Origin of the sequence: Devosia submarina, from assembly GCF_003056345.1 — a bacterium.
Lineage (GTDB): Bacteria > Pseudomonadota > Alphaproteobacteria > Rhizobiales > Devosiaceae > Devosia > Devosia submarina.
Genome location: NZ_PYWB01000002.1, coordinates 403,963 through 422,056, shown reverse-complemented (window position 1 = coordinate 422,056; position 18,094 = coordinate 403,963). Strand labels below are relative to the sequence as shown.

Sequence of the window (18,094 nt, the reverse complement as noted above, 5' to 3'; positions counted from 1 at the left end):
CCTGCTTCGGGAAAGGCTGCGGCCGCTCTGGCAAGCTTTGCCCCGACGACGCCAGATGGCCATGTCCCCGATGCGGCCCTTGTGCCGCCATCCCCTTCTGCCCTGGCCTATGCCAACAGCTCGCTTGATCCGCTGATCAGCCATTACGCGCAACACTATAAGGTACCCGAAAGCCTGGTGCGCCGCGTTATCGAGCGCGAAAGCAAGGGCAATCCTGCGGCGCGCAACGGACCCTATTACGGGCTGATGCAGATTTCCCACGCGACCGCCAGCGGCATGGGCTATCGCGGCTCCCCCTCGGGCCTGCTGGATCCCGAAACCAATCTGCGCTACGCGGTGCGCTATCTCGCGGGCGCCTATGTGACGGCCCGTGGCAATCCCGACCAGGCCGTGCGGTTTTATGCGCGTGGTTATTATTATGATGCAAAGCGCGCGGGACTGTTGGAAGCTTCGGGGCTGCGCTAGGGCAGGGGGCAACCCTTCAGGTCGTTCCTGGACGTCACTCTCCGAAATCGCGCCAAGGTGGTCCGAACGCTGGCTCTCACCACGTTCCACGATCTCAGGCTGGATCCCGGATCACCTCCGGGATGACACCGCGTTTGTGGATCATTTCTGCTAAAGCACTCAACGTGAGACGTGCGCGACAGACCTGTAACCACCAGCCCGTTCCATCCCCGATGTGACCCCGAGCTTGATCCGGAGGGCATCCTGAGATCGCCAGAGCTGCAAGGCGGCTTTGAAACGCGCGCGAGAACAGCTCACTTTGCCAGCATGGTAGAGGGCATTGCGCCCCCGCAAAAAACTAGCTCGAAACAGCCGACCGGCTCAGCAGCTTGCCGATCTGGTTGGCCAGTTCGGTTTGCTGATATGGCTTGCTGAGGCGCGGCAGATCCGTGGTCGTGCCGCTGGGCAAATCGGCATAGCCGGTTGCGAGCAGAATCGGCAGCTCCGGGTTGATCTCGCGCGCCTTGTTGGCCAGCTCCACGCCGGTCATGCCGGGCATGGCGTAATCGGTCACCAAGGCATCGATCTGCTTGCCGCTTTGCAGAATCTCGAGCGCTTCCTTGCCCGAATAGGCTTCCAGCACCGTGTGGCCGAGATCCTCGATCATGTCGACCGTGCTCATGTTGATGAGCGCATCGTCATCCACCACAAGGATAACCGAAGCCTGAGGAGCGCTTGCCTGTTCAGGTTCCATGTGCTGGACCTCCTTGATAGGGGCGGCAGAAACGGGCAGCCAAAGCTCGGCCGTCGTGCCCTGGCCCAATTCACTTTTGAGCTGCAGCGCGCCGCCCAGCTGGACTGCCAGGCCATGCACCATCGATAAGCCCAGCCCCGTCCCCTTGCCAAGCTCCTTAGTCGAGAAAAATGGCTCAATTGCGCTCTTGAGCGTTTTGGCGTCCATGCCCGTGCCCGTGTCGGTCACCTCAAGGCGCAGGAACTGCCCTTGAAGCTCCAACCCGCTCTTGGCGCCATCGAACTGGTCGAGCGACACGCTGAGGCGCCCGCCTTCCGGCATGGCGTCGCGCGCATTGACCGCAAGGTTCAAAATGGCGAGTTCGAGCTGGTTGGGATCGACCTTGGCCGGTGGCAAATTGGGTGCCAAGGCCATGTCGATGGCAATCAGCGGCCCGATGGAGCGCTCCATCAGGCCCCGCATGCCGTCCAGCAGGGCGGCAAGATCGGTCGGCTCGGGCTTGAGATCCTGCCGGCGCGCAAAGGCCAGGAGCCGTGAGGTCAGCGAAGCACCGCGCTGGGTTCCCTGCAGTGCGCCATCAATGAAGCGCCGAATCTGCGGGTCATCGGGCAGGCGCTTGCGCAAAAGTTCCAGATTGCCCTGGATGGCGGCAAGCAGATTGTTGAAATCATGCGCCACCCCTCCGGTCAGCTGCCCAATGGTTTCCATTTTCTGGGCCTGGCGCAATTGCTCTTCGGCGCGGCGCCGCTCGGTCATTTCCCGGAAAAACGCGGCGCCACCGACAATTTCCCCATCGCCCCCGCGCAAAGGCGCATGCTGGCTTTCCAGCACCACATTGCCTTGCCCCAGGGTCGTGAGCTCAATTTCCTCGATCGGGCCTGATACGCCCTCAAGGGCATCGCGCAACCGGTCCTCGATCCTTTGCCCCTGGTCCTCGCCAATAACGCGCGCCAGCGATCGGCCAAGCACGGCGGGAGCCGGCAAGCCAAAGATGCGCTCCATCACCGGGTTCCAGATCGTGACGCGCATGGATGTGTCATAGGCGACGATGCCTGCCGGCACGCTGGTAAGAAGCAGGCCCGAAAGCGCACGTTCGCCGCGCAGCGCCTGCTGGGTTCTTTCGCGCTCGGCCGCAACAGCGGCTAGTAGCTTTTCGCGCTCGGCTTCTGCAGCCTTGCGCTGGGTAATGTCGGATGCAACCCCCACCAGGGTCTGCGGCTTGCCGAACCGGTCGGGCAGGACGCGCGCTCGCGCGTCGATCCAGTGCTCGCGCCCATCGGGCCAGCGGGCGCGAAATTCCAGCACCAGGTCGGCCCCGGTCCGGATAGCATCGTCAAAGGCCCGCTGCACGCGCTGCTGGTCGTTGAGCGATACGCTTTCGATAAGGTCGGCAAACACGAACGGGTCGTCCGCCGCGCGGCCAAAGCAGGCGCGGAACTGGTCAGACCCGCTCAACACCTGTTCGGGAATGTCGAGCTCCCACGAACCCATGCGCCCCGCCAGCAGCGCCGTTTGCAACCGCTGCTCGCCTTCGCGGACCGCTTCGGAATATTGCCGCGCCTGGTATTGCCGGCGGCGGCCGCGCAGAGCGTTGTCGACCACGTTAAGCAGCGATGTGGGATGAAACGGGCGCTCCAGCACGATCACATTGCCGAGCAGCACCTGCAACTGGGTCACCACCGGGCTTTGCTCGGGCGAGCCTGTGCCTTTGCTCAGGATAATAAAGGGAAAGTCGGACCATGGGGGCTGCCCTTCGATCCATGCCTTGAGCTCACTTAGATCGGCATATTGCAGCGCTTCGCTGGTGATAATGGCCAGCCCCGCGCCTTCGGTCAGCCGTGCAACCAGATCCGGCAGGCTGGCGCAAATTTCCGCCATCCGCCCTGCATTGCGCAGCAGGTCGCGGGCAACAACCCCGTCCCTCCCGCGCGGCGCAAGGATCAGTGCGCGCTCCGAGTTGATCAAGTCGCTTGGTCCCCGGCGATCGGCCTGTCGGCGTAGTCGCTGAGTAGGTTCCGGCCCGAACCGCTATACACCGGCATGCCACGCAATATGCCCTGGAAATTGGTGAGCGGCTGCCCAATAGACAAGCCATGACTGCTGATCTGGTATTCGCGAATCGTGTTCTCGTGGAAGCCCGATCGTTTCTTGATCACCGACATGGCGCGCCGTACCCGCCCTTCAGCCTCGAAAAAGCGCAAGAGGAGCACGCTGTCTGCCAGATAGGTGATGTCCACCGGCGATTGCACCTCCCCAACCAGGCCATGCTGGGCCACCGTCACAAAGGTCGTGGCGCCCTGCCGGTTGAGATATTGCAGCAATTCATGGATGTGGAGCAACAGCGATTGTTCCTCGGGCATCGAAGCCTGGTAGCCATTGAGGCTGTCGATCGCCACTGTCTTGACCTGCGCCCGGTCCACCCGGTCGCGCACCATATGGGCAAATTCCCCAGGCGACAGCTCGGCGGCATCCACCTGCTCGATCAGGAGGTTCCCCTCGTCGCGCATCTTTTCGAGGTCGATCCCCAGTCCCTTGGCCCGGGCAAACAGGAGCCCCAGTTCTTCGTCGAACACGAAAATCGCAGCTTTTTCACCCCGCTCGATGGCGGCGCGGGCAAAATGCAAGGTCAAAATGGTTTTACCTGCGCCTGCTGGCCCGAGCAGCAGGGCACTTGATCCCCTATCGATGCCCCCGCCCAGCAGGGCGTCAAGCTCGGGAATATTGCTGCTGAGCGGCTCGCGGCTGAACCGGGTTCGGTGTTCCGAAGACACGAGGCGCGGGAATACGTCGATGCCGCCACGCTTGATGGCGAAGTCATGATAGCCACCACGATAAGCCTGAGCCCGGTATTTCAGCACCCGCAACCGCCGCCGCTCCGCCCCGAACACAGGTGCCAACTCTTCAAGCCGGATCACACCATGGGCTACCGAGTGCACCGTCTTGTCATTGGCGTCGCTGGTCAGATCGTCCAGCATCAGCACGGTCGCGCCATTGCGTGCGAAATAATGCTTGAGCAGCAGGATCTGCCGGCGATAGCGCAGGGACGATTGGGCCAGCAGCCGGATTTCCGAAAGGCTGTCGATCACCACCCGGTCGGGGCGCAGATCATCCACCATCTCGAACATGGCCTTTGTGGCTTCGCCCAGCTCTAGGTCGGATGAATAAAGCAGCGACTGCTGCTGTTCGCTATCGAGCAGGCTTTCAGGCGGCGTCAGCTCGAACACGGCGAACTGGTCGTTGATCTCCCAGCCATGCGAGCGCGCTGTCAGCCGCAGCTCCTCCTCGGTCTCGGAAAGGGTGACATAAAGCCCCTTTTCGCCCTGTTGGGCGCCTTCTACCAGGAACTGCAGCGCGATCGTGGTCTTGCCGGTACCGGGGCTGCCTTCAAGGAGATAGAGGTGCCCGCGGGCGAGGCCTCCTGCAAGAATATCGTCAAGGCCAGTAATTCCCAGCCGCGCTTTGCTTTCCCCTGCAATATCGGACATGACGCCTTAAAAACCAAATCGGATTACAGGCACCATTTGCCCTAGTACCCGGCAACGCAGCAAGCGCAAAAGCGGTTCCGGAGAGGCGCGGGGCTTTTGGCTTTGGGCAATCTCCCCTAAACTCCCCAAGCGCCGCTTAAAGGAATCGTCTCCCCATGCATTTGCTGCTTGTCGATGGCTCGGCCTACATTTTCCGCGCCTTCCATGCTCTGCCCCAGCTCAACCGCAAATCCGACGGTCTGCCCGTTGGCTGCGTGCAGGGTTTTTGCAACATGCTCTTCAAGCTGACGGAAGATCTCAAGGGCGAGGACGCGCCCACCCACATGGCCGTGATTTTCGATTTTGCGGGCAAGACCTTTCGCGATGATCTCTATAGCGAATACAAGGCTCAGCGCCCCTCCGCGCCGTCCGAGCTGATCCCCCAATTCCCGCTGACCCGCGCCGCCACGCGTGCCTTTTCCATTCCCTCCATCGAAATGGAAGGGTGGGAAGCCGACGACATTATCGCAACCTATGCCTGCATGGCCCGCAAGGCCGGCGGCAAGGCGACCATTGTTTCGTCCGACAAGGATCTGATGCAGCTGGTTGAGCCCGATGGCTCCATCCGCATGCTCGACACCATTCCGCGCCCCGGCCAGCCGCCCCTGCGCTGGATTGGCGTGGATGAAGTGTTCAGCAAATTCGGCGTTACGCCCGACAAGGTGATCGAGGTCCAGGCCCTGTGCGGCGACAGCGTCGACAATGTTCCGGGCGTACCCGGCATCGGCGTCAAAACGGCGGCCGAGCTCATCAACACCTATGGCACGGTGGAAAACCTGCTCGAGCACGTCGATGACATCAAGCAGAACGCCCGCCGCGAAAAGCTGCGCGCCAATGCCGAGCTCGCTCGTATCAGCAAAAAGCTCGTGACCCTGTCCCAGGACGTGCCCGTCGAACTCGATCTTGAGGCACTGGCGCGCCAGCCAATGGACCCCAGGAACCTCTTTCCGTTCCTCAAGGCCATGGAATTTGCCACCATCACCAAGCGCCTTGCCGGCCTGCTCGACGCCAACCCCGATGATTTCGAGCCCGATCCGGAATACGCCGCCAAGCCCGTACCTGCCATTGGCTTCAACAACGAGGCCCGTGCCGAAGCCCGCGCGGCCCGCCAGGAGGCCACCGGACGCGCCAATGCCGCAACGGTGGAACACGCCGCCCAGGTGCACCAGACCATCAAGGCCATCCCCTTCAACCCCGACGCCTACGAGATCATCCGCGACGCGGAGCACCTCCAGAACTGGCTCGATCGCATCACCATGACGGGCTATGTCGCCACCGACACCGAAACCACCGGCCTCGACAACCAGACGGCCGATCTTGTCGGCATTTCCTTTTCCGTCGCGCCCGGCACCGGCGCCTACCTGCCCCTGGGCCACACCGAAGGTACGGGCGACATGTTCGGCGGCGGCATGGCCGAAGGGCAGATGCCCATCCGCGAGGCACTCGACATGGTGCGCCCCATGTTCGCCGATCGCTCGATCCTCAAGATCTTTCACAATGCCAAATACGATCTCGGCATCCTTGCGCGCTACGACATCCCCGTAGAGGCCATCGATGACACGCTGCTTCTGAGCTATTCGCTCGATGGCCCGCAGTTCAACACCATGTCTGAGCTGGCCGATCATTGGCTGGGCGTTCCCGGCACCCCGATCAAGGACCTCATCGGCTCGGGGAAAACTCAAAAAACCTTCGCCCAGGTGCCCATCGATGCCGCCGCCCGCTATGCCGCCGAAGACAGCGACATGACCATCCGCCTCTGGCGGATCCTTAAACCTCGCCTGGTCGCGGAAAACATGACCACGCTCTATGAAACCATCGAGCGCCCGCTGATCCCGGTCCTTGCCCGCATGGAAGGGCGCGGCGTCTCGGTCGATCGCGGCATTCTTTCGCGCCTCTCCGGCGATTTCGCCCAGCGCGCCGCAGCGCTCGAGGCGCAGGCCTATGAGCTTGCCGGTTCCAACTTCAATCTCGGCTCCCCCAAGCAGCTGGGTGAAATCCTCTTTGATCGCATGGGCCTCGAAGGCGGCACCAAGACCAAGACCGGCGCCTGGTCCACCGGCGCCGATGTGCTGGAAGACCTTGCCGCCAAAGGCGTACCGCTGGCGCGCACCATTGTTGATTGGCGCCAGCTCAACAAGCTGCGCGGCACCTATACCGATGCGCTCCCCGAATACATCAACCAGCGGACGGGGCGCGTCCACACCACCTATTCGCAGCACTCGGTGCTCACCGGGCGCCTGTCCTCCAACGATCCGAACCTGCAAAACATTCCCATCCGCACCGAAGACGGCCGCAAGATCCGCACCGCCTTTGTTGCAGCACCCGGAAAAATCCTGATCTCGGCCGACTATTCCCAGATCGAGCTGCGCGTCCTTGCCCACATCGCTGACATTCAGGCCCTCAAGGACGCCTTTGAGGAAGGGCTCGACATCCATGCCATGACGGCGTCGGAAATGTTCGGCGTGCCCGTGGAAGGCATGCCCTCCGATGTGCGCCGCCGCGCCAAGGCCATCAATTTCGGCATCATCTACGGCATTTCATCCTTCGGCCTTGCCAACCAGCTCGGCATCGGGCGCGGCGAAGCGGGCGACTACATAAAAACCTATTTCGAACGCTTCCCCGGCATTCGCGCCTATATGGACGAGCAAAAGCGCCGCGTGAAAAAGGACGGCCACGTCACGACCCTTTTTGGCCGCAAGATCAACTTCCCCAACGCCAATTCCCATAACCCAAGCGAACGCGCCTTCGTCGAACGCGCCTCCATCAACGCCCCCATTCAGGGCACGGCCGCCGACATCATCCGCCGCGCCATGATCCGCATGGAAGGCGAATTGGCCAAGGCAAAGATTGAAGCCGACATGCTGCTCCAGGTCCATGACGAACTGATCTTCGAAGTGCCTCTTGGCACGGAAATGGAGGCCATCCCGGTGATCAAGCGCGTGATGGAAGGGGCAGCCGAACCGGCCGTGCGACTAGAAGTGCCGATCCAGGTCGATGCCCATGCGGCGCACAATTGGGACGAGGCGCACTAGGGGCGTCGCTAACTGTCCTCACGCCTACCCCACCCACGATGTTGCCCCGGCTTGACCCGGGGCCCATCTCGAGATCCCGCCACGGGCGCAAGATGGATGGGGTGGACCATCTAAACACACCAGTAATCTCAGGATGGATCCCGGCTCAAGGCCGGGATGACACCGCGTGTGTGGAGAGTGGAGTGATCCACTAAGTGGTCGGCCCGCCCTCGATGATCTCCCACCACATATCCCGCCAATTGGGGTTCATGGTCTCGATTAGTTCTTCCTTCCAGTGCCGCTGCCATTTCTTGAGCCGCTTCTCGTGCAGGATCGCCGCTTCGATGTCCTCATGTACCTCGTACCAGACCAGATGCTTGCATCCGTGCGTCTTAGTGAATCCGTCCGCCAGCCCTTCGCGGTGCTCGTAAGTGCGCCGCACCAGATCACTGGTGACGCCGGTATACAGCGCACCATGCTTGCGATTGGCCATCATGTAGACGAAGTAAGTCTGCCCCATGAACAAGGTGAAGCACGCCGCCCTTCACACCGCAACATAGCCCTTGCTCCACACCACCCACGCTCCCGATGTCACCCCGGGCTCGACCCGGGGCCCATCCCGAGATCCCGCCACAGCCGCAAGGTGGTCGGTCCGAACCATCGCACAATCCAAAGTCTCGAGCTGGATCCCGGCTCAAGGCCGGGATGACACCGAGTGTATACGCACGTAGCGCCCTAATCCTCCCCCAGCTTCACCCACCGCCAGGTGCGCTTGATCTGGACCGGCCCCGGGCGACGAATGAGCAGATTCCCCACATCCCCCGGCAGCGCCGAGGTGAGCTTCACATAGATATATTCCGTCTCCCCGCAGCCCGAGCACACGAAAGGGGGCTCAAGGGCATCGCGTTCGGGGTTGAGGATGGTGACGAGGTCGCTCGCCAAGAACCGCACCAGCTTGCGGCAAAGATTGCAGCGGCAGATGATGATCTGGTCGTTCTCCGCCGCATGGCGCAAAAGATATTCCTGGCCCGGATAGGCCCGCTCGCGACGATAAGATGACGGCATTACGATTCTCCTCCGGCGAGCATAAGTGGAGAACGAAAAGTGAACAAGCGTGGCGGGTAGCGCCTGTGACCTTCACAGAAGGCTCAGTCGACACCCTCCCCCTTCGCGGGGAAGGTCAGGGTGGGGGGCCGAGAGCCCCGATATCTCCGCCAGTCCGCCCCCCACCTAACCCTCCCCGCGGTGGGAAGGGTGGATCTGGTGCGTGGGGCAGCTCTGCTCAGAAGGGAAAAGCGGAAACCTGAAAGCCAATCTCAACGCTAACAGTCTGCTAACCCGATCCGTTCATCTGCGCTCGCCCCCAGGGGCAAAACCCGTTCACCCACCTGAACAAATCTCTTCCCCTTCTCCCCGCGGCGCAAACCCGCGCCATAATCCGCCCATCCCACGCCAAGGAGCGCGATCATGACGAGTGATTGGCGGGGGAGCCGGGTGGCAAGGCGGGTCGCCGTCTGCCGGACCGGGCCGGAACGGGTCCGATGTTCCCTTAGGTGGGCATTGGGCTGAATAAACCGCTGCGGGGTGCTGTTACGCCTCGTATCGCGGGGACCCGACTTTCTTTCTCGCGCAAGCGGAAAGGGGCGTCAGCAACAGGGGTCCTGGCGGTGATGGGCGATCCTTCAATAAGCCCGCCTGTTCCCAAGCCCATCCAAGCGCCCGGCATGTGGGCGAGGGGTGGCCTCACTTACATGCGGACTAACCGCGACGAGGCTGCGCCTCGCCCACATGCGTTCCTCCAACCGGCGGCCAGGATTGGCCAGCCGGCGTCCGTGCGCGCGCTATTTGTTGGTACGCCCGAGATGGTTGGGCTTGACGCTGCCATCGCCGGCCGTGTCGTTCATGACATCGCCTTCCACCGTGTTGTCGTCGTCGACATCCTCGAAGATGGTTTCCTTCTGGTCGATCCCGCGGGCCGTTTGCCCGATGCCGGGATTGCGCTTGAGGTCGAGATCGCTAGGCTTTTCCGTCTTGAAATGATTGCTCATGGGGTAAAACTCCTTTTGCCCTCAAAAGGCCAACCGCAAGCGCAAGGGAGCGGTTCCCCCAGGGCGATCACAATAGGGCAACCGCTGGGGCACGGTGGCGTTTGGCTTGCTCACCTTCCCCAAAAAAAGGAGCGACCATCATGCCACACAGCGATATGGGCCAAGGCAACAGGACCCGCGAGCACCAGAAGGCTGAGATCAACGGACAGGTCGATACCAAGGGCATCGACGTCAATACCGATCAGCGCCCGCTGAGCGAAGCCCGCGCCGACACCGAGCAGCCCGCCGGGGAATACGAGATTTCCCATGGCGACCGCTCCATCCAGCGCGGCGCCAACCAGGCCAGCGAACACCACAAGAAGCGCGACGACTAGGGCGTGTTCCGCCACTTCCACGAGGCGCAGGAGCCGGTCTATGGGCAAGTCCTGGCCGAGCTCCGCGCCGGACAAAAAACCAGCCACTGGATGTGGTTCATTTTTCCCCAGATCCGGGGGCTGGGCCATAGTGCCATGGCCCAGCGCTTTGCCTTGGATGGGCTCGAGGAGGCCCGCCGCTACCTGGCGGACCCGATCTTGGGTCCGCGCCTGCGGGAAACCACGGAAGCGGTACTCCGCCATTCCAACCGGAGCCTTCGTGCGATCTTTGGCAGCCCCGATGATGTGAAATTTGTTTCCTCGATGACGCTTTCCAGCCAAGCCGCTCCGGGGGAACGCTTGTTCCGCGAGGCGCTGGAACGCTTCAACGGCGGCCTGGAGGATCCCGCAACGCTTAGCCGCCTCTAAGGGGGAACAAGCTTTGTTGCTGCCCGTTGCTTGGGCAACACGGAGGCGCTGGCCATGCACAACAAGTTCGAAACCCTGGCCCGCGGCGGCTATTTCGCCCGCGGCATCGTCTACATTCTCCTTGGCGGTCTTGCCGTCACCTCGGCTTTTTACGGCGGCAGCAACCCGCAAGGCTCCTCCGACGCCCTCTCCACCATACTGGGCCTGCCCTTTGGCCGGATTCTGATGGGCCTCGTTGCCCTTGGCCTCTTTGGCTACGTCCTGTGGCGCCTCGCCCAAGGGCTCCTCAATGCCGACGGCGTCGAGGACAATTGGAAAGGCTTCGCCGGCCGCGTCGGCTCGCTGATCAGCGCTGGCGCCAACGTTTTTCTGGCGCTCACCGCCGCCCGGATGGCGCTGGGCAGCAGCTCGGGCGGCGGGGGCGGCAATGGCGAGGAACAAGCCTCCGCCTGGCTCCTGCAGCAGCCTTTCGGCCCGTTCCTGCTTGGCATTGCCGCCATCGGCATCATAATTTCTGGCATCATCCAGATCTGGAAGGGTGCCAGCAAAGAGTACCAAAAGCGTATCCGCATTCCTCCCCAGCGCGAGAAATGGCTTAATCTGGTCTGCCAGTTTGGCCTTGTCGCGCGCGGTGCGCTCCTCGCCATTGTGGGTGGGTTTGTTTTATATGCCGCTTTCACCGTTTCGCCCGACAATGCCGGCGGCATTTCCGAAGCCCTCGACTATGTCCATGGCCTGCCGTTCGGGCGCTGGCTCTATGGCCTGGCGGCGCTGGGTCTGGTGGCATTTGGCGGTTACAGCATCGTCCAGGCCTTTTACCGCCACGTCGATGCGCCTGATATGGGGGACGTTCGCCGCGCCGTGCCCGGCATGGGCTAGCGGCGCACGACGCTTACATCGCGCCCGGCGCCGCCGGGCGGGATATGGAGGCTGATGGCAAGACTTGCCGCCGCGACGATCTCGGGCGAGCGCTCCGCCCACTCCACAAGCACGATCGCCTCGGGATTGTCGAGCAAGCCAAGCTCGTCCACCTCCTGCGGATCGCCCAGCCGGTAAAGATCGGCATGCAGCACCGGCCCCTTTGGGGTTTCATAGGGCTGCACGAGGGCAAAAGTGGGGGAGGGCACCTCGAGCGCCTCCTCCCCGGCCAGCGCGCGGATGATCGCCCGGGCCAGCGCGGTTTTCCCCGCCCCAAGATCACCCTCTAGAATAACCAGATCACCGGGTCGCAACCCGTCTGCCAATTGCGCACCAAAAGAGGCAGTTGCGGCATCGTCGGGCAGATGGGTGGTCATTTACTCGGCCACGCCGGCCATGGCGCTGTCGCGCGGCAGATTGACGATGATCCGGCTGCCCCGTGGCTCGCGCTGTTCCGCCGAGATCGTGCCGCCATGAAGGTTTACAAAGGTGCGCACAATGGACAGCCCCAGCCCCGCGCCGCGCTGCCGCCCACTGGTGGATGGATTGTCCAGCCGCGTCAGGATGGCCGACTTCATCTCATCGGTCAGCCCCGGCCCCTCATCCTCGATCACAAACAGCATGCGATCAGCACGATGGGAAATGCTGAGCCGGATCTCCCCGCCCGGCGGCGAGAACCGCGCGGCATTGGACAAGAGGTTGTACAGCACCTGAACGATGCGCGTGCCATCCGCAATAAAGGGCGGCATCGCATCCTCGATATCCACGACGAGATTGATGGGCTTTTCGCCCGAGATCTCGGGGAAGGTCGCCGAGAGGCCAGCGCGCGCCTTGTCCACAAGGTTTGCCACGTCCTGCAGTTCCGGCTTGAGCTCAGCAATGCCGGCATCGACCGAAGCAAGGTCGAGAATATTGTCGATAAGCACGCCCAGCGTAACGGACGAGGCGCGGATATAATCCACGTAGGCGCGCTGCCGATCATTGAGCGCGCCACCTTCGGTGGCCAGCAGATCGGCAAAACCGATAATATTGGTCAGCGGCGAGCGCAGTTCATAGGACACGTTCTCAACAAAGGCGTCCTTGAGCAGATCGGCCGCGACCAGCGCGTCATTGCGCTCCTTGAGCACCTTGGAATAGCTAGCGCTTTCAGTGACATCGAGAAATGTCATCATCGTCTGCCCGTCCGGCAGGCGCGTGATAGCATAATCCAGCAGCCGCCCGTCCGAGCGGTTAATGCGGCCGGTCTGGTCGGAGCGGGTAGGGTTGAGATCGATGATGCCGCGTTTGAGATCCCGCCAGATGCTGGCGCCATCCTGGGGAATGGCGCGCCCGCTGGCTTCCGCAATCTGGTCAATATGGGGGTTCTGCCCCAGCTCGTTCATCGGCAGCTTCCATAGGGCCGACAAGCGCGGGTTGCTGAGCGTCAGCCGTCCATTGGTCCCGAACACCGCAACGGCTTCGGACAGGGCGTTGATGGTTTCGCGCTGCACATTGCTGAAGGCCTTGTTGGTGGATTCCAGCTTGAGCCGCTCGGTGATGTCATCAAACACATAGATCACGCCACCGGCCGGGCTCGCCGGCGCCGAAATCACCTTGATGGTACGCCCATCCGGCAAATGCCAGGGCTCGTTCTCGTAGGGCTCTTTGCGCCCATAGGATTCGAGGTGCTTGGTGCGCCAGGTCTGGTAGTCCACCTGGTTGGGGAGCATGCCCTCGGTGCGCAGCTTATCGAGGATCGCCCGTTCGTCGAGCCCCAGCTGGAGGAATTTGGTGTCCAGATGCCAGAGATTGGCATAGGCCTGGTTGAACTGGATCAGCTCGCGCTTGGCGTTGAAGATCGCGATGGGCGTGGCAAGCGTATCGATAATGCCGCTGATATGGGCAATGCCCGGATCATGCGGTTTGATGGCCTCGTCTTCCACCGGGCGAAGATAGCCCGCGCGTCCACCGGCCACCGGAAATTCCACCATCTCGAAAGCGCCCTGGCTCGGCCAGGCCAGCGACAGCGAGGATGGCTTGTCGCTCGAGGCGCAAGTCACCAGATGCTGCTTGAGCCGGGAGCCGTCCAGCAATTCGGGCGGCCGCGCATCCGTGCCGTCCTTGCCCAAAGCCCGGGCGAGCTGCAGATAGGCCTGGTTGGCATAAACCAGCCGATCCTGCGCATCGCGGGCAAAGGCGGGCTTGGTCAGAACCGCCAGAATGGCGCGTACGCTATCGAGGTCGCCGTGCTCGGCTGCCGCCACGAGGTTGGGTTCGGCGCTGGGCTGCAAAAAGGCCGGGCGCAATCGCATGGCCACGCCGCCGCCCAGCACCCAGCCATTGGCCCGGATCAAGCGTCCGTCCAAAGCCGTGAGGCTTACGGCAAATGTGTGCCCATGAACGCGCAGATCCTCAAGCAGGCGCGCCAGGCGGTCGGCATCTTCCGCGCGCAGCCAATTGTGGAAATGAAGAACCGCTTCGGGTTGCTTGCCGAGCGGCAGGACCGAGGCGGCCTGGCCCAGCAGCTTGGGGGCGCCGCCACTGTTCTGCGTCCAAAGGATCGTGACTTCACGCGTGCCCGAAAGCAGCGCTTCGTATTCATCAACCAGGGCCCTGAGGCCGGAAATCTGCTCGGCGGCCCTGATCCGCGCCAGCTTCCCACTGGACTGCATGGTGCGCACCACGGCCATGGCCAGGAGCGCAAAGGCGCCCGCGCCTGCGGCGATCGCCAGGGGAGCTGCACCGGCGAAGCTTGCCGTATTGATGTCCTGGGCAAAGGCGGGGACCGCCGTCATCAAGGTAAGAGGGGCTGCCGCAATCGTTGCGAATCCCCAATGCTTCCGGAAATGATCCGGCGCCATGCGCGGCCCTCTTGGTCTGTTTCACTTTGAGCCAAGCCCCCAAAGGGCTTGTACGCTTGAACTTTCAAGAGACGGCCTTACGCAGATCACAACAGGATCCGACTGTCCCTGAGCCGGTTGCGTGTCCCCCCGCATCCGAATCGCTCCGACCATACCGGCCAGGTGAAACTGCTAAAAGAGTCTTAATGGCCGTGCTGGGCAGGCAATGGCACATAACAGGGATTGACCCGGAACGAAGCAGAAACTTTGCTCCTGCCGGCTGGGTCAGGTTCGGGCATCCGGCCGCGCTGTATGGAGCACCGCGCGCAGGGGCCTTTGCCGCACGAAAAAGCCCTCACAATGCGTGTGCACGCATCATGAGGGCTCCCGGGCATAAGCTCGATTTTAGTAGCGGTATTCAGCCGACTTGAACGGGCCTTCGGTGGAAACGCCGATATAGTCGGCCTGGTCCTTGGTCAGCTTGGTCAGCTTTGCGCCCAGCTTGGCCAGATGCAGTTCGGCAACTTTTTCGTCGAGGTGCTTGGGCAGCACATGGACTTTCTTTTCCAGCTTTTCGCCATTGGTCCAGAGCTCGATCTGCGCCAGCGTCTGGTTGGCAAAGGATGCCGACATCACAAAGCTCGGGTGCCCCGTGGCGTTGCCCAGATTAACCAGGCGCCCTTCGGAAAGAAGGATCAACCGCTTGCCATCGGGCTTTTCGATCAGATCCACCTGCGGCTTCACATTAGTCCACTTGAAGTTGCGCAGGGCCGCAACCTCGATCTCATTGTCGAAGTGCCCGATATTGCAGACAATCGCCATGTCCTTGAGATTGCGCATGTCATCCAGCGTCAGAACATCGCGATTGCCCGTAGCCGTGACAACGATGTCAGCGCGCGGCGCAGCATCCTCCAGGGTCACGACCTCGAAGCCTTCCATCGCCGCCTGCAGAGCGCAGATCGGATCAACTTCGGTCACCAGCACGCGGGCACCGGCGCCGCGCAGCGATTCAGCCGATCCCTTGCCCACATCGCCATAGCCGCACACGATCGCGACTTTGCCGGCCAGCATCACGTCCGTGCCGCGGCGGATCGCATCCACCAGGGATTCGCGCGTGCCATATTTGTTGTCGAACTTGGACTTGGTGACGGAGTCGTTGACGTTGATGGCTGGGAAGGGCAGCTCGCCCTTGGCATGGAGCTGATAGAGCCGCATCACGCCCGTTGTGGTTTCTTCCGAAACGCCACGGATGGAGGCGCGGATGCGCGAAAAGAAGTTCGGCGACTGCGCCAGACGCTTGCGGATCGTGGCAAAGAAGATCTCTTCTTCCTCGTTGCCGGGATTATTCAGGATCGAGATGTCCTTTTCCGCCTTGGCGCCGGTCAGGATATACATGGTGGCATCGCCGCCATCATCGAGGATCATGTTGGGCGTCTGGCCAGGCCAGTCCATCATGCGGTCGGTAAAAGCCCAATATTCTTCCAGCGTTTCGCCCTTGTGGGCAAACACCGGAATACCCGCATCAGCGATTGCTGCCGCCGCATGGTCCTGCGTCGAAAAGATATTGCAGCTGACCCAGCGCACTTCGGCACCCAGCGCCACCAGCGTTTCGATCAACACGGCTGTCTGGATGGTCATGTGGAGCGAGCCGGCAATGCGCGCGCCCTTAAGCGGCTGCCTTGCGGCATATTCTTCCCGGATGGCCATCAGGCCCGGCATTTCGATTTCGGCAATCTCGATTTCCTTGCGGCCAAAGCCTGCAAGGGAGATGTCCCTGACCGCGTAATCGGTCGAATTGGTGCTCATGGAAGGCTCCGGCGCAGAGGTGAAGATTGGCTCACCTATACGCAAGTCATGCCCATCCATCAACCGGACATAAAGAAATGTTTATATCCTAGTATTGGTAAAGACGACGCCGCCTGAAGGGCAGGGCACAAAAGCGCCAGACAGCGGAGAGGAGGAGATAGCCAAGAAGGAAGCCGCCGCCGGCGTAAAGAATGCCTTCCATGGTCGCGGGAACAGCGGGCCTGTAGCTTTGCAGCGTTCGCCGGCCGATATCGGTATCCAAATAGACCGGCAGGGACTGCAAACGCTCCACCGGGCCGGCATTCTGGATCTGGCTCAGTGCCGCGCTCAACTGCTCGAAGCGCTGGAAAGTGGCCGTCATCGACTCGCCGCGCCCAGCCAGAAAATCATCATTGGAGGCATTGTAGCGGGCCAGGGCCTGCGCCCTGTCGAGGCCTCCGGCAATCGCTGCATGGTCAAAATCGGTCGTGATGACGCGCAATTCGTCCACGGCTCCACCCAGGCGCTGGGTATATTGCTGCGCATATTCGGGGAACTGGCTCAGGATCAGCGCCAGCCCCAGGCCGCCTACACTCGCCAAAGCCCGCCGCATGCCCATCTCCGCCCTTGCTCAACAATGCGACGCACGAACCGCCAGCCGTTCAAGCAACGCCGTCGCTGTCCTCGTCAAAACCATTGTTGACCAGTTCAACAATGGCTTCCAGCGCCTCGCGGGCCTGTTTGCCGCTAGCCTGCACAAGAATGGTCGAGCCGGGTCCGGCCCCCAGCATCATCAGGCCCATGATGGAATTGCCAGCAACCGACTGGCCATCCTTAATGACGTTGATGCTGGCGTCGAAGCATTCAGCCGTGCGCACAAAGCGTGCCGAGGCGCGCGCATGCAGGCCCTTGCGGTTGACTATCGTCAATTGCTGGGCAACAGCCCGTCCGCTGCCCGGGGCGCCGTCCATCAGCCGGCCCCAAGGATGGAATTGGCAATGGTGATATATTTGCGGCCCGCTTCCTGCGCCAAATTCACCGCATCGCGGATCTCCATTTCGCTGCGCACCCGGCCGAGCTTGACCAGCATGGGCAGGTTAACGCCCGCGATCACTTCCACAGCGCGGTTCTGCATCACAGAAATAGCGAGATTGGAGGGCGTGCCGCCAAACATGTCGGTGAGGATAATGACACCGGATCCATTATCGGCCCGGTCCACGGCCGCAAGGATATCGTTGCGCCGGATTTCCATGTTGTCGTCGGGGCCGATGGCAATGGTCTCGCAATATTCCTGCGGGCCAACCACATGCTCCAGTGCCGACTTGAATTCATTGGCAAGCGCGCCATGCGTCACCAAAACCAGACCAATCATGCAAATCCCTCAGCATGCCGAAACGGGCGGTGCTGCTGCCCCGCCGTCATTCCGGCCATCATGCCCCAACCGCCGTATTATCCTCTGCGAACCTTACGCAAGGCTGAACCTGCCCGAAATGAATGGCAGGCCTGCAGTCTTGCCCTCATGAGTGTGGGTTTCAAGCCCCATTTTGTCGCGGCTGGTCAAGCCCAGCCATCGCTTCTCCTACCAGCAGCATCTGATGGCCGAGGCTGACCACGTTTGCGGCCGGCACCGGCGCTCGCGCGACTGTCACTCCGGCCAGATCGATAGCGAAAGCGTCCTCTTCCAGCATCCGGACCAGTTCGGGCACAAGGTCGATCACCAGGTGCAAGAGGACGTTGTTGCGGTGCGGTCGTCGCACGATCCCACGGCCACGCAGTTCAATAAGGCCCGCCAAGTCTGGATTGGCCTGCATGCGAAGCTCGCCCGAGGCAGTGCTCAGATCGATCCGGTCATCGGCCACCAGGAATGCCGCGTGGCCCCGGCTTTCCCAGCGCTCCAGCAAGCTCAGCGCCAGCACCGATTTGCCCGCGCCCGAAGGTCCGCGCAGCAGGACGCCAGTGTCGCCCAGCAACAGGCCCGTTCCGTGCACATTAAGCGGCTTGCTCATCGC

The 18,094-nt window shown here is 62.0% G+C and carries 16 protein-coding genes and 1 pseudogene; 5 read left to right on the top strand and 12 right to left on the bottom strand.

The annotated features are described in order from the left end of the window. Positions 1-3 precede the first annotated feature (3 nt). A pseudogene (locus DDE77_RS20200) lies at positions 4-465 on the top strand (transglycosylase SLT domain-containing protein); the annotation flags it as partial. Between the two features lie 337 nt (positions 466-802). On the opposite strand, the gene DDE77_RS04585 reads toward DDE77_RS20200, so the two are convergent. Together DDE77_RS04585 and DDE77_RS04580 are read right to left on the bottom strand one after the other, a co-directional pair. Continuing rightward, positions 803-3,163, bottom strand: a complete 2,361-nt coding sequence (locus DDE77_RS04585) for a hybrid sensor histidine kinase/response regulator (RefSeq protein WP_108396240.1) — start codon at positions 3,161-3,163, stop codon at positions 803-805. After that, positions 3,160-4,683 (bottom strand): ATPase domain-containing protein, encoded by a 1,524-nt coding sequence (locus DDE77_RS04580; RefSeq protein ID WP_108396239.1) that lies wholly within the window; start codon positions 4,681-4,683, stop codon positions 3,160-3,162. Before DDE77_RS04580 ends, DDE77_RS04585 begins: the two co-directional genes overlap by 4 nt. 155 nt (positions 4,684-4,838) lie before the next feature. On the opposite strand from DDE77_RS04580, the gene polA reads away from it, so the two are divergent. After that, a complete protein-coding gene (polA, locus tag DDE77_RS04575) occupies positions 4,839-7,754 on the top strand; it encodes a DNA polymerase I (protein WP_108396238.1) in 2,916 nt (971 codons plus the stop codon). A gap of 190 nt (positions 7,755-7,944) precedes the next feature. On the opposite strand, the gene DDE77_RS04570 is transcribed toward polA, so the two are convergent. The 3 genes from DDE77_RS04570 to DDE77_RS04560 form a co-directional block, all read right to left on the bottom strand. Continuing rightward, a complete protein-coding gene (locus DDE77_RS04570; protein WP_108396237.1) occupies positions 7,945-8,253 on the bottom strand; it encodes a GIY-YIG nuclease family protein in 309 nt (102 codons plus the stop codon). Positions 8,254-8,468: 215 nt separating this feature from the next. Beyond that, a complete protein-coding gene (locus DDE77_RS04565; protein WP_108396236.1) occupies positions 8,469-8,798 on the bottom strand; it encodes a hypothetical protein in 330 nt (109 codons plus the stop codon). Between the two features lie 776 nt (positions 8,799-9,574). Further along, the gene (locus DDE77_RS04560; protein ID WP_108396235.1) at positions 9,575-9,781 is read right to left on the bottom strand and encodes a hypothetical protein; all 207 of its coding nucleotides are present in this window, start codon (positions 9,779-9,781) and stop codon (positions 9,575-9,577) included. A gap of 140 nt (positions 9,782-9,921) precedes the next feature. On the opposite strand from DDE77_RS04560, the gene DDE77_RS04555 reads away from it, so the two are divergent. Genes DDE77_RS04555 through DDE77_RS04545 form a run of 3 tightly spaced genes read left to right on the top strand, consistent with a single transcriptional unit; the run spans position 9,922 to position 11,442 of the window. Then, a complete protein-coding gene (locus tag DDE77_RS04555) occupies positions 9,922-10,155 on the top strand; it encodes a hypothetical protein (protein WP_108396234.1) in 234 nt (77 codons plus the stop codon). 3 nt (positions 10,156-10,158) lie between these two features. Beyond that, on the top strand, positions 10,159-10,563 hold the full coding sequence (locus DDE77_RS04550; RefSeq protein WP_108396233.1) for a DUF1810 domain-containing protein: 405 nt from the start codon (positions 10,159-10,161) through the stop codon (positions 10,561-10,563). A gap of 54 nt (positions 10,564-10,617) precedes the next feature. Next, positions 10,618-11,442, top strand: a complete 825-nt coding sequence (locus DDE77_RS04545) for a DUF1206 domain-containing protein (protein ID WP_157959671.1) — start codon at positions 10,618-10,620, stop codon at positions 11,440-11,442. On the opposite strand, the gene tsaE is transcribed toward DDE77_RS04545, so the two are convergent. From tsaE to DDE77_RS04510, 7 genes are all read right to left on the bottom strand, one after another. Next, complete coding sequence (gene tsaE, locus DDE77_RS04540; protein ID WP_108396231.1) at positions 11,439-11,858, bottom strand: tRNA (adenosine(37)-N6)-threonylcarbamoyltransferase complex ATPase subunit type 1 TsaE; 420 nt, start codon at positions 11,856-11,858, stop codon at positions 11,439-11,441. The genes DDE77_RS04545 and tsaE overlap by 4 nt on opposite strands. Further along, positions 11,859-14,321, bottom strand: a complete 2,463-nt coding sequence (locus tag DDE77_RS04535; protein ID WP_108396230.1) for a sensor histidine kinase — start codon at positions 14,319-14,321, stop codon at positions 11,859-11,861. Between the two features lie 384 nt (positions 14,322-14,705). Next, positions 14,706-16,106, bottom strand: a complete 1,401-nt coding sequence (gene ahcY / locus DDE77_RS04530) for an adenosylhomocysteinase (protein WP_108396298.1) — start codon at positions 16,104-16,106, stop codon at positions 14,706-14,708. 88 nt (positions 16,107-16,194) lie between these two features. Continuing rightward, entirely contained in the window at positions 16,195-16,698 is a 504-nt protein-coding gene (locus DDE77_RS04525) for a DUF2937 family protein (RefSeq protein WP_157959670.1), read from the bottom strand. A gap of 49 nt (positions 16,699-16,747) precedes the next feature. Beyond that, positions 16,748-17,056 (bottom strand): HPr family phosphocarrier protein, encoded by a 309-nt coding sequence (locus tag DDE77_RS04520; RefSeq protein WP_108396228.1) that lies wholly within the window; start codon positions 17,054-17,056, stop codon positions 16,748-16,750. After that, a complete protein-coding gene (locus DDE77_RS04515; protein ID WP_108396227.1) occupies positions 17,056-17,457 on the bottom strand; it encodes a PTS sugar transporter subunit IIA in 402 nt (133 codons plus the stop codon). Before DDE77_RS04515 ends, DDE77_RS04520 begins: the two co-directional genes overlap by 1 nt. 160 nt (positions 17,458-17,617) lie before the next feature. Continuing rightward, positions 17,618-18,091, bottom strand: a complete 474-nt coding sequence (locus DDE77_RS04510; RefSeq protein WP_108396226.1) for an HPr kinase/phosphorylase — start codon at positions 18,089-18,091, stop codon at positions 17,618-17,620. Between the last annotated feature and the right edge of the window lie 3 nt (positions 18,092-18,094).